Annotated in this window: 3 protein-coding genes; all 3 read left to right on the top strand. The window is 61.9% G+C overall.

Features of this window, described 5'->3' with window-relative positions; genetic code table 11:
* Positions 1 to 11 precede the first annotated feature (11 nt).
* Positions 12 to 965: a GlxA family transcriptional regulator gene (locus tag BFG58_RS11090; protein WP_069719816.1), complete on the top strand. Its 954-nt coding sequence runs from the start codon at positions 12 to 14 to the stop codon at positions 963 to 965.
* A gap of 182 nt (positions 966 to 1,147) precedes the next feature.
* A complete protein-coding gene (locus tag BFG58_RS11095; RefSeq protein ID WP_254665198.1) occupies positions 1,148 to 2,845 on the top strand; it encodes a ShlB/FhaC/HecB family hemolysin secretion/activation protein in 1,698 nt (565 codons plus the stop codon).
* A gap of 14 nt (positions 2,846 to 2,859) precedes the next feature.
* A partial coding sequence (cdiA, locus tag BFG58_RS11100) for a contact-dependent inhibition toxin CdiA (protein WP_069719817.1) occupies positions 2,860 to 13,945 on the top strand: 11,086 nt, incomplete at its 3' end.

The raw sequence follows: 13,945 nt of genomic DNA on the forward strand, positions 1-13,945 counted from the left end.
AGGAGAGACAGATGTCGCTAATCAACGTCGCGATTGTCGCGGTAGACGGGTTCAGCCCGTTCCACTACTCCGTTCCCTGCATTCTGTTTGGCGACTCGGTCTCCGGAGAAAAGCGCTTTAACGTGACGATCTGCGCCGAAACGCCAGGATTTCTCACCTCAAAAGACGGATTTGCTCTCAACGCCACGCAGGATTTTACCGCCATTGGGCAGGCCGATATTGTTGTCGTTCCTTACTGGCAGCACGTTCTTGAACGCCCGCCGCAGGCGCTGCTCGACAGCCTGGTGCAGGCGAGAGACCACGGTGCGGAAATCGTCGGGCTGTGTCTGGGGGCGTTTGTGCTGGCCTGGGCGGGGATCCTCGACGGCAAACGTGCGGCCACCCACTGGGAGTTCGAACGTCAGTTTCAGTCGCTATTCCCGAACGTTCAGCTGGATATTAATGCCCTTTACGTGGATGACGGCAATATCATCACCTCCGCCGGTACTGCCGCAGCCCTCGACTGCTGCCTGTATATCATTCGCCAGCGCTTTGGCAGCGTGGTCGCTAACCAGATTGCCCGTCGGATGATTGTTCCGCCCCACCGCGAGGGCGGGCAGGCGCAGTTCATCGCCCAGCCGGTGCCTAAAGATACCCGCGACGGACGCATTAACTGTCTGATCGACTACCTGCAGCAGCACATCACCGAACCGCATAGTCTGGACTCGCTGGCGGAGGTGGTCTCGATGAGCCGCCGCACCCTGACCCGTCATTTTGTTAACGCGACGGGGATGAGCGTCACCGACTGGCTGACCGCCGAACGCCTGCGGCGCAGCCAGATCTTACTGGAAGCCGGAAATATGCCGATTGAACGCGTGGCTGAGCTGGTGGGATTTAATTCCGCCGTCACCTGGCGACAGCAGTTTAAAGCGCGTTTTGGGGTGAGTCCCGCAGAGTGGCGAAAAACTTTCCGTCTTCACAGCTAGTGTATTGGGGCTAACTCAAGATTTAAGGCTTAGTTAAATCCTTTCTTATTTTCTCTTAATACCCTTCTCACTCTTCTGAAATAACTATTAATTTTAGGAGCCCTAATTCAAATTTGATATACTCTCTTTAAGAAAACTCTTATATTACAAAAATAATCATTGCGGACATTTTTGTGGCATGGATGAATAACGCCGAAATAAAAATTAGAATAATTTCATTAGTAAATTATGCTGTTGCTATCTTATTGTTTTCGCTTTTTTCAGCGAGGGTGAGTGCTGCACCTTTATCGCCAGCCGATCGCGATTCCATTCAACAGCAACAGCAGCAGCTTTTATTACAGAACCAGCAACAGCGTGAGGAGCTGGAGCGCAGTATTCCTCGCCCTGCGCCCGCCAGACCGCTGCCTGTTACCGGCTCCGGACCCTGTTTCACCATTCATACCATTACCCTTTCCGGTGCGACCTTAATCTCCCCGAAAAACCGGCAGACCCTTGTCGCGCCGTGGCAGGGCCGCTGTCTGGATATGGCGAAAATAACGGAGCTTCTCGCCCATATTTCTGACTGGTATATCAGCCGGGGATATATCACCAGCCGCGCTTTTCTTACCGAGCAGGATCTCTCCGGCGGCCAGCTGAATATTGTTGTGCTGGAAGGCAGACTGGAAGCGATCCGTCTGGAAGGCGAAACGCCGCGTATGCTGAAAATGGCGTTTCCGGGACGGGTGGGCGGCATCCTTAATTTACGCGACATCGAACAGGGCATGGAGCAAATTAACCGTTTGCGTACCGACCCGGTTCAGATTGAAATTCTTCCGGGAACGCAGGCCGGATATTCCATCGTTAATCTCACGGCAAAACCGGAATTTCCCTTAAGTGTATCCGTAAGCCTGGATAATAGCGGACAGAAGAGTACCGGCGAAGATCAGCTGAGTGGCGTGCTCACCGCCAATAATATGCTGGGGCTGGCGGATAAATGGTTTGTCAGCGGCGGGCGCAGCAGCGATTTTGCCAGCGCGTACGATGCGCAGAATTTCCAGGCGGGCGTCAGCGTGCCGTTTGGCTACGGATTACTGGACTACAGCTACGCCTGGAGTAACTACCGGACCACCATCAGTAACCAGGGATTCAACTGGCTCTCCACGGGCGATACCAAAACCCACCGCGTTAACGCGTCCTGGGTGGTCTTCCGCAACGGGGAGGTGAAAACCGGCATTGCGGCTGGCGTGGTTCAGCGATCCAGCCGCAACTGGCTCAACGACGCGCCGCTTCAGAGCAGCACGCGCAACCTCTCCAGCCTGATTCTGGGCATTACGCACACGCAAAAAATGCTGGGCGGCGTGGCGACCTTCAACCCGACCTGGAGCCACGGCATGCCGTGGTTCAATGCCGAAACCGACGAAGATAAGTCCGGGGATGTGCCGCGTGCGGAATTCCGCAAATGGAGTCTGAACGCCAGCTTCCAGCGGCCGATTACCCGTAATGCCTGGTGGCTGACCAGCGCCTACGGCCAGTGGTCGCCCGATCGGCTATACGGTTCCGAGCGCCTGACGCTCGGCGGCGAAAGCTCCGTGCGCGGTTTTAAAGAGCAATACCTGTCCGGGGATAACGGCGGCTACTGGCGTAACGAGCTGGGGTATTCCCTCTTCACCCTTCCTGTGATTGGCGCAGTGAGCGCAACGGTCGCCGTTGACGGCGGCTGGCTGGAAAAAGACCGTCAGGACCGTTTTGCCTCCGGCACGTTATGGGGAGGCTCGGTGGGGCTGAGCAGCGCAGGGCGCTGGTACAGCAGCCAGATTTCGGTCGGCACGCCCCTGCACTACCCCGACTGGCTCGGCCCGGATCATGTGAGCGTTAACTGGCGCATTGCCTTCATGCTTTAAGAGACTCTACGACTATGGATACCCGTCACCCACCCGTTCGTTTCTCGCAGCGTCTGATCAGCTGGATTGTCTGCGGCTTAATGGTCTGGCAGCCGATGGCTCCTGCCGTCGCGGCGGCGCTTACGCCGACCGGGCAGACCACGGTCGATCGGGCGGGGAACGGGGTGCCGGTCGTCAACATCGCCACGCCCAACGGGGCGGGTATCTCGCATAACCAGTTCGGTGAGTATAACGTCGGCAAAGAGGGGCTTATCCTCAATAACGGCACGGACCGTTTAACCCAGACCCAGCTGGGCGGGCTTATCCAGAACAACCCCAACCTGCAGGCCGGGCGGGAAGCGAAAGGCATTATCAACGAAGTCACGGGCGCCAGCCGCTCGCAGCTGCAGGGCTACACGGAAGTCGCCGGTAAAGCAGCAAACGTCATGGTGGCCAACCCGTACGGCATTACCTGTAACGGGTGCGGATTTATCAACACCCCGAACGTCACCCTGACCACGGGGAAACCGCAGTTCGACGCCAGCGGTAACCTGCAGGCGCTGGAGGTGACGAAAGGCGCCATCACGGTTGAAGGCCAGGGGCTGGATGCCAGCAAGAGCGACGCGCTGTCGATCATTGCGCGCGCGACGGAAGTGAACGCCGCGATACATGCGAACGACCTGACGGTAACGGCAGGGGCGAACCGCGTGGGCGCAGACGGCAGCGTCAAACCGATTGCCGGTGAGGGCGCCGCGCCCGTGGTGGCCGTGGATACCGGCGCGCTCGGCGGGATGTATGCCAACCGTATCCGCCTGGTCTCCAGCGAGACGGGCGTGGGGGTGAACCTCGGCAACCTCACCGCGCGCCAGGGCGATATTCAGCTGGATGCGGGCGGGAAACTGACGGTCACGAACAGCCTGGCCAGCGGCTCGATTACCGCGAATGGCGCGGGAGTGGTCCTCAACGGCAGCCATCAGGCCGGGGGCGCGCTGAATGTGACCAGCTCGCAGGATGTGGAACTCAATAACAGCACGCTCGCCAGCCAGGGCGATATGCGCCTTTCCGCTGCGGGGAAAGTGCAGACGACGGGCGGCGGGACAAACAGCGCGGGCGCGCTGTCGGTGAGCAGCGGGCAGGGGATGACGCTCAGCAATACCTCCCTGGTCTCCCGCGGCGCGGCGACGCTGGACAGTAAAGATACCCTGACCGTAAACGGCGGCGGCGTGTCGGCACAGGGCGGGGCGCTAACCGTCACGAGCAAACAGGGCACAGCGCTTGCGGATGCGACGCTGACAGGCCAGGCCGACACCACGCTGTCCACCGACGGCAGCCTGACGCAGCGCGGCGGCAGCGTCACCAGCAAAGGCGCGCTCAGCGTGGCGGCCGGGAAAGATATCACGCTGACGAATACCCGCAGCGGTAGCGATACCCGCGCGACCCTCAGCAGCGGCGGCACGCTGTCATCCACGGCCAGTGCGGTCTCGGCAGGAGATAATCTGGCCCTGAGCGGCGGACAGCTGGTGATGGACGGCCAGAGCCGGGCCGATGCCACGGGCGATGTCCGCCTGACGGGCAGCGCCGTCAGTAATCAGGGGCAGGTGAATGCGGGGCGCGACATTGCCCTCTCCGGCAACAGGGTGTCCAACAGCGGCCAGCTGGCAGCGAAAGGCCACCTTGACGTGAATGCAGGAGAGCTGACAAACGGCGGCACGGTGCAGGGTAACGACGTCACCCTGAAGGGGCAGACGGTCACTAACAGCGGTACCCTGCAGAGCGCCGGCAACCTGGCGCTAAGCGCCGGTACCCTGGAGCAGCGGGGCACGCTGAGCGCGAAGGGCAATGCAAACGTCACAGCGCAGCAGACTCTGCGTAACAGCGGCAGCCTGCTGGCTGACGGGGCGATGAGCGTGACGGCAGACGCGCTTGAACAGAATGGCACCCTGTCCGGCGCGACGGCGCTGACGGCGCAGACCGGCACCCTGACCAGCGGTCAGGCGTCCCGTACCACCAGTCAGGGCAATGTACAGATTACCGCGACCCGCAGCGCCAGCCTGAACGGACAGACGGATGCGGCGGGGGCATTAACCGTCAGTACCGGCGACCTGACCACCGGCCAGGATGCGCATCTGCAGAGCGGGCAGGGGCTCACTCTGCAGGCGCAGAATGCCGCGCTGAACGGCACGCAGGCGGCGAAGGGTGCTCTGTCGGTGACGGCGGGCACGATTGCGCACGCCGGGAAATCCACCGGTAACGCGCTGAGTTTTAACGCGACCGGCGACCTGACCAGCGGCGGAGAGCTTACCGCCAGCGCCATCGCGCTCAGCGGACAGAACATCCTCCAGTCCGGCGTCGCAAAAGCGGATCGCATGACCCTGACGGCTCCTGACCGCATCACCAGCAGCGGTACGCTGGTTGCCGGTACGCTGGCGCTGGACGCTGCCTCGGTGGAGAACAGCGGGTTGCTGCAGGGGACCACCCTGCTCGACCTGAAGACAGGGTCACTCACAAACCTCGCGGGCGGATCGGTCTACAGCACGCAGGATTTAACGCTGAACGTTCCGGTGCTGTCTAACAGCGGGCTTATCACCACCGACGGCACGCTGCGCCTCCGGGGCGACACGCTGACAAACCAGGGGGAAATCAACGGCGTCAGCCTGAGCAGCGACTACCTCAGCCTGACCAACACCGATACCGGACGCCTGCTGGCGGACGACCGGCTCACCCTGAACGGCACTGCGTTTGCTAACGCGGGCAATATTGCGGCCAGCGACCTGCACATCACGGCGGACAGCCTGCAAAACCAGGGCACCGTCGAGGGGGACTCGGCGCTGACGCTCGGCGTGGCAGACCTCACTAACCGTGGCGCGCTGCGCAGCAGCGGAACGCTGACGCTCGGCGGCGACACGCTGGCCAACAGCGGCGAGCTCAGCGCTACCGCGCTGCTGCTGAACCTGACCCGACAGGCCAGCAACGATGCCGGTGGGCGGGTGATTGCCCGGAACGGCCTGACGCTGACCACCGCCAGCCTGACGAACAGCGGGCTGATGGCCGGTACCGACGCGCAGTTTAACAGCGCGTCGGTGACCAACGGCGGCACGCTGCAGGGGACACACTCCCTCACGGCGACCGGGGCACAGCTCAGCAACCAGCAGGCGGGCATGCTGCTCTCCGGCGGCGCGCTCGCCCTGCACCACACCACCCTGAACAACGCCGGGCTGCTGCAGGGCAACACCCTGAATCTCGCCACCGGTGAGTGGATGAACACCGGTAACGCGCTGGGGGAAACGGGCGTGACGGCGGCGGTAACCGGCACGCTGACCAACAGCGGTAAGGTGCTCAGCCAGCAGGTGCTGGATGTCCAGGCCGACAGGACCGATAACCGTGGCCAGTTGCTGGCGAAAGTGCTGACCCTGCGGGGCGACCTGCAGAACAGCGGCCTGCTTCAGGGCAGCAGCACGCTGGCCTGGTCCGGGAACACCTTCACGAACCAGCCTCAGGGCCAGGTGACGGGCGGCGAGACCCTGACGCTGAGCGGACAAACCCTCAGCAACGCGGGCAGCCTTCAGGGGCGCAGTGCGACGCTTGACGCCGGGAGCCTGAATAACCAGGGCAGCGTTCAGACGCTGGACGCCCTGACGCTTTCCGCAACCGGCAGGCTGGATAACACGGGTGCCCTGCTCAGCCAGAATCTGTTCACGCTGACGGCGGCGCAGCTGTTCAACGACGGCCAGCTGGCCGGGAAAGCCCTCGCGGTGAAGGCTGCGCAGCTGAACAACACCGGGATTCTTCAGGGCAACGACACGCTGACGCTGACCACCCGCGCGCTGAGCAACGGCGCCACCGGGCAGCTGGTGAGCGGCAGTCCTCTGAACTTATCCCTCGACACGCTCGATAACGCTGGCCTGTTGCTGGTGAAGGGCGGGTTCACCCTGCGGGGCAGCGACCTGACGAACCGGGGCGATATTCAGGCGCAGAGCCTGGATTTGGGCCTGAGCAATGCCCTGACCAACACGGGGAACATCGTTGCCACCGACGATGCCGTGCTTAACGCGACGACGCTGACCAGCAGCGGCACGGTGGCGGGCAAAACGCTGACAGCAGGCGGTACTGAGCTGCGCAACAGCGGCCTGATGCAGGGCAGCAACGCGGTTAACGCCACCGCCGACCGCTTTATCAACGAGCTGAACGGTAAATGGCTCTCCGGCGGCGGCTTCACGCTGACGGGCGGACAGCTGACCAACGCCGGTTCGCTGCAGGGCGCCACACTGGGCATGACCGGCACCACCCTCACCAACAGCGGCACGGTGAACGGGCAGACGGGACTCAGCGGCACGCTCAGCGGGGCGTTAACGAATACCGGGCTGCTGCAGAGTGGCGGCACGACCGCCTTCACCGCGGATACCCTGGCGAACCCGGGGCGCATCACCGGCGGTACGCTGTCCCTCACTGCCCGCGATATGAACAACGGCGGGCTGATGCAGGGAACGAATGGCCTGGCGCTCACCGGGACCACGTTGACCACGGGCGCGACCTCGCGCACCCTCTCCGGCGGCATGTTGACGCTGGATGCAGGCCAGCTGACCACGCAGGGCACGCTGCAGGGGAACGGCGCGGACATCCGCGCCAGCGACTGGGCGCACGGCGGGTCTCTGCTCAGCCAGGGAACGCTGACGGCCACGACCGGCGGCACGCTGACCTCAACCGGCTCGCTGATGAGCCAGGGTAGGACGGATATCACCGCACAGACGCTGGATAACCGCGGGCAGCTCCTCAGCGAGGGCGATGTGACGCTCGGCGGCAGCACGCTTAAAAACAGCGGCACCGTGCAGGGGAACACCCTCGCGCTGCATCAGAACAGCATTAACAACCAAGGCACCTTAACCGGTCTGCAGAGCCTGACCGTTCAGGGACAGCAGCGGCTGATGGCGCGCATGGCGATGGCCGCGCCTCAGCAGGAGCTGATCAACGGCGCAGGCGGTAAGCTTCTCACCCAGGGTACTCTGACGATTGCGTCCGGCGCGGTGACCAACGCCGGCAGCTGGCAGGCACAGAATATTCTGCTTAACGCCCGGTCGCTCAATAACAGCGGCGCGGTGCAGAGCGCCGACGCGCTGCAGATGACGCTGGCCGATACGCTCACCGGAACCGCAGGCAGCAGGATCACCGCGCTGGGTGCGGCGACGCTGCAGGCCGCGACGCTGGCGAACCAGGGCCAGTGGGCGGCGAAAAACCTGACGCTGACAGGCGGCACGCTCAGCAACAGCGGCGCCATCAGCGGCGTGAATGGCCTGACACTCAGCCAGACCGGCACGGTCAGCCAGCAGTCTGGCGGCACCCTGCTGTCCGGCGGGGCGCTGAACATCACGGCGGCCTCCGTCACCAGCGACGGCAAAATGCAGGGGGGCACGCTCGGCATCACCACCGGGGCGCTCACCAACAACGGACGTCTGCAGGGCGATAACGGCGCGACGCTGGCCCTCAGCGGGACGCTGACCAACAACAGCGGAGGCGAAATCGTCAGCCGCGATGCGCTGACGCTGACCACGCCCGCGCTGTTTAACTACGGCCTGATCCAGGGCGGCGGCGAGACGCGCGTGACCGCCTCCTCGCAGGCGCGTAACGACGGCAAACTCCTCTCCGGCGCGCGCCTGACGCTCGGCACGCCGCAGTTCACCGGCACCGGCTGGCTGCAGGCCACCGACCTGATCCTGAATGCGGCAAACGCCACCAACGGCGGCACGTGGGTGGCCGATCGCGCCACCCTGACCGGCACCAATTTCTCCAGCCAGGGCACCACCCAGGCGGGACAGCTGACGGTTAACTACAGCCAGCTGAACAACAGCGGCACGCTGCTCGGCAACACGCAGCTGAATATTGGCGCGGACCAGGTAACCCAGAGCGCGGGCGGCAAGCTGCTGAGCGGCGGCAACCTGTGGCTGCAAAGCCGTGGGCTGGACCTTACCGGCCAGCTGGTGTCCCTGGGGGACTTAACGCTGCAGCTGACGAACGCGTTTACCAGCAGAACCGCTGTGGCGGCAGGCAGAACCCTCACCATCAACAGCGGCGGCGACATCGATAACCGCAGCGTGCTGCAGGGGCAGGCGGTCAACCTGAATGCGGGCGGGCAGCTCAGCAACAACGGACAAATCACCACTGGCGGCGGCTCGAGCACGCTCTCCGGCAGCAGCGTGGCGCTGAAAGGCGCGGGCTCGGTGCAGGGCGGAGGTGACATCACCGTGGCCAGCCGGAGCAATATTACCGTGGACGGCTTCACCGGCACACGCGGCTCGCTGACCCTGAGCGCGCCGGGTGCCATCGTCAACACCGCGCTGTTGTACGCGGCGAATAACCTGGCGCTATTTGCCGACAGCATCACCAACCAGCGCGGCGACATCATGGCGGGGAACAACCTGTGGATGCAGCGGGATGCGGCGGGAAATGCGAACAGCCAGGTGGTGAACACGTCGGGGAATATTGAGACGCAGAATGGGGATATATTCATTAAAACCGAGCATCTGCTTAACACACGGGACGGGCTGGCGGTGACTCAGGGGGCTCAGGAAGATCTTCCCGCCCAGTACGCCTGGCTGACACCGCGTGATGCTGATATTCCGCTTGAGTGGATGGGAAATAAAGCGCGTATCAAGTTTTCTCCCTGCCCGTCAAACAGTCTGGGGGTCTGGTGTAACCCAAATTATAAGGTCCTGGATGGTGCAATCATGGTGCCGTACCCAAAAGATGCATTCAGGACCCTGGAGTTTGCGATTTCACGCACCTCGCTGTCGGTTACCGCGAACGGTCCTGCAGCGCGCATCAGTGCCGGGGGCTCAGGTTATATCACAGCAGACGGGCTGGATAACGATGCCAGTCTGCTTCTGGCTTCCGGACAACTGGTGATGAGCGGATCGACGCTGAACAACCGTTCATGGTTTCCACAGTCGACCACCCGCTACCAGACCTACGAATACGACGACAGCTATAACTCTGTTGAACTGCATTATAAGGCAACGGGGGTTCGCGAAGACGTATCACAGGGAACACCATTCCGCGCAGTGATCCAGGCGGGCGGCAACGTTACCGCAAACTTCACCAGCAACATCAGCAACACTAATACCACCGCCAATGCAGGTGGCGTCAGCAACGTTATCTCCACGCCGTCGCTGAACACCCTCAGCAACCAGAGCGTCGGTAGCGGCGTGCAAAAACAGGGGCTGAACACGACCGGCACCGTGGCGGTGAACTCGCCGCAGTGGAACGATCAGCTGCAGGGTGCGCTGCAGCAGCTTAACGGCGGCGGCGCGCTGGAAAACGGCGGCGCGTCCGGCACGCCTCTCAGCAACATTGGCACCAGGCAGAAAGGCAACGCGAACCTCGGCCAGCTGGGCGCGCTGGCGAACGCCGGGGTCACCACGGCCGATCTCCGAACCGCTCAGGGCGGCGCCGTCGGGCATTATCAGGGCCAGCGCGTCGATACCAGCGCTTACCCGCTGCCGTCTGGCAACAACGGCTATTTCGTCTTCTCCGATAACCCGAAAAGCCCGTACCTGATCAGCATCAACCCGAAACTGAACGGTCTCGGACAGCTTGATCCCGCCCTGTTTGCCGATCTGAACGCAATGCTCGGGGTCAAACCGTCGTCCACGGCGCCGCAGGAGACGCGGCTGGCGTTTACCGACGAGAAGCAGTTCCTCGGCTCGTCTTACATGCTCGGCCGTCTCAACCTGAACCCGGATTACGATTACCGCTTCCTCGGTGATGCGGCGTTCGATACCCGTTATGTCTCCAACGTGATGCTCAACCAGACCGGTAACCGCTACCTGAACGGCATCGGTTCCGATCTGGATCAGATGCGCTATCTGATGGACAACGCCGCGGCGGCGCAGCAGTCGCTCGGCCTGCAGTTTGGCGTCTCGCTGACCGCCGATCAGATTGCCGCGCTCGACCACAGCCTGCTGTGGTGGGAGAAAGCCACCGTCAACGGCGAAACCGTGATGGTGCCGAAACTCTACCTGTCGCCGAAGGACGTCACCGTCAATAACGGCAGCGTAATCGCGGGCAACAACGTCACCCTGAAGGGCGGCGACATCACCAACAGCGGCAGCTCGCTGCTGGCGAAAAACAGCCTGACGCTCGACAGCCAGAACAGCATCAGCAACCTCAACAACGGCCTGATGAAAGCTGGCGGCGACCTGAACCTGAGCGCCATCGGCGATATCAATAACATCAGCTCTACCATCAGCGGCAAAACGGTCGCGCTGGAGAGCCTGGACGGCAGCATCAACAACCTGACCCAGGTTGAACAGATTGATATCAACGCCGGAGGGAAGTACGGCAAGATCGGCCTGAAAGACACCCTGCTGGGCAACATGGCGTCCATTACCGCACAGGATAGCCTGTCGCTTGAGGCGTGGAAAAACATCACCGTTACCGGGGCAAACCTGACCTCCGGCGGCGATATGCTGCTGAACGCGGGCAACGATCTCAATATGAACGCGGTACAGACCAGCGAAAGCAGCCGTAAAGGGAAAAGCGAATCCCACAGCACCAGACTCGCTCGCACCACGATTTCCGCAGGCGATAACCTGGTGCTGAAGGCCGGGCAGGATATCAACGCTCAGGCCGCCGCGCTGGCGGCGGAGAAAAGCGTCGGGCTGCAGGCGGGTCGCGACGTGAATCTGGCGGCGGAAGAGACCACGCAGGGCGATAGCTATAAGTCAGGCAAGAAAACCGTCATCAACGAATCGGTACGCCAGCAGGGAACCGAGATCGCCAGCGGGGCGAATACCCAAATCCTCGCCGGGCGCGATGTCACCACCGAAGCCGCGCAGGTGACGGCGAAGGGCGATATCGGCGTGGCGGCAGGCCGTGACGTCAATCTCAATACCGCAACCGAAAGCGATTATCACTACAAAGAGCAGACCAAAACCAAAAAAGGGTTCCTGAGCAAGAAAACCACCCACACCATCGAGGAGAACAGCGCGACGCGTGAATCCGGCTCATTGCTGAGCGGCGATAACGTGCAGGTCGTTGCGGGCAATAACCTGCTGGTGAACGGATCCGCCGTGGCGGGCGACGGCGACGTGAAGCTTAAGGCGGGCAACAACGTCGATATTGTGGCAGCGACGAATAGCGATACCTCCTGGCGCTTTAAGGAAGAGAAAAAATCCGGCCTGATGGGCTCGGGCGGGATTGGTTTCACCATCGGCAGCAGCAAAAGTACCCAGGATCTCCGTGAGAAGGGCACCACCCAGAGCCAGAGTTTCAGTACGGTGGGCTCGACGGGGGGGAGCGTTGATATTGCCGCCGGTAATCAGCTGCATGTCGGCGGCGCGGATCTGGTGGCTGGCAAAAATATGGCGCTCACCGGAGACAGCGTGACGATCGAGCCGGGCCACGACAGGCTCACCAGTGATCAAACCTTCAAGCAGAAAAGCAGTGGCCTGACGATTGCCCTCTCCGGCGCAGTGGGTGACGCGGTGAACACTGCGGCCAGCACGGCAATGGCGGTGAAAGACCAGAGCGATGGCCGTCTCGCCGCACTTCAGGCGACCAAAGCGGCACTGTCGGGTGTTCAGGCCGTGCAGGCCAACCGTCTCGCTGAAGCGGCTAACGGCAGCGATCCCACCAACAATGGCGCGTTCGGCGTGATGGCCTCCATTGGCGGACAGTCCTCTAAATCCACCTCACACTCGGAGCAGGACAAAACGACCGGCAGCACGCTGAATGCCGGGGGTAACCTCGCCATCACGGCGACAGGTCAGGGCAACGCTGCCAACAGCGGTGATATTACCGTGGCGGGCAGTCAGCTGAAGGCTGGCAAGGATCTGACGCTCAATGCGGCTCAGGATATCAACCTGACGAGTGCAGCCGACACCAACAAACTGACGGGCAGTAACTCCAGCAAGGGTGGCTCAATCGGGATCGGTATTACCGCCGGTCCGAATGGCGCGGGCATCACCGTCTCTGCCAGCGTAAACGCCGCCAGAGGCAGCGAAAAAGGCAATGGAACCTCCTGGAACGAAACGACGCTGGATGCCGGACAGAACGTCAGCCTGAACAGCGGCCGCGATACGGTACTTAAAGGCGCGCAGGTCAACGGCGATAAGATCACGGCGGATGTCGGGCGCGACCTGACCCTCAGCAGCCTGCAGGATAGCGACAAATACAACAGCAAACAGCAGAGTATGAATGCGGGTGCAAGCTACACCTGGGGAGCGGGCAGCGGTAGCGGCAGCTTTAGCATCAGCCGCGATAAGATGAAGAGCAACTACGACTCGGTCCAGGAGCAGACCGGGATCTTCGCTGGCAAAGGCGGCTTTGATATTAACGTTGGCAACCATACGCAGCTGGACGGTGCGGTGATTGCCAGCCGTGCTGATGCAGACAAAAACCGCCTTGAGACCGGTACGCTGGGCTTTACGGACATCAACAATAAGGCGGAGTATAAGGTTGAACATCAGGGTGTCGGCTTCAGCAGCGGCGCCGGGGTTGCGGGTAATCTGGTTAGCAACATGGCCAGCACAATGCTGGCAGGAATGGGCGGCAGCGGCCATGCTGAAGGGACCACGCAATCAGCGGTAGCCGACGGTGCTATCATTGTTCGCGACCAGGCTAACCAGAAGCAGGACGTCAGCACGCTCAGCCGTGACACTGACCATGCCAACGGCAGTATCGACCCGATCTTTAACAAAGAGAAAGAGCAGAAACGCCTGCAAACCGCGCAAATGATTGGCGAGATCGGCAATCAGGTTGCGGATATTGCGCGCACCAACGGCAAGATTGCGGCCACGGAAGCGGCCAACGAGAAGATGAAAACCGCTGGCAGCGATGCGCGTAACGCCGCCATCAGCCAGCTGAAAAAAGACGGTAAAGAGGTTACCGATCAGGCGATTCATGACCAGATGTACCAGACCTTCTATAACGAAGCGTTTAACCAGTCTGGCATGGGGACGGGGCAGAGCACCCAGCGCGCCATCACGGCAGCAACGGCGGCCATTCAGGCGCTGGCAGGTGGCGATATTAAAGCTGCGATTGCGGGTGGTGCCGCGCCGTATATCGCCAATGCCATCGCGAATGCCATCCCGGAGACGGATCTTAAGGGACGCGTGCTGGCCCATGCGG

This window comes from Enterobacter sp. ku-bf2 (genome assembly GCF_001742765.1).
Lineage (GTDB): Bacteria > Pseudomonadota > Gammaproteobacteria > Enterobacterales > Enterobacteriaceae > Enterobacter > Enterobacter quasiroggenkampii.

Excerpts from the sequence above, each read along its gene's own strand:
- BFG58_RS11090 (WP_069719816.1), top strand. The coding sequence starts at position 12 with ATGTCGCTAATCAACGTCGCGATTGTCGCGGTAGACGGGTTCAGCCCG.
- BFG58_RS11095 (WP_254665198.1), top strand. The coding sequence starts at position 1,148 with ATGAATAACGCCGAAATAAAAATTAGAATAATTTCATTAGTAAATTAT.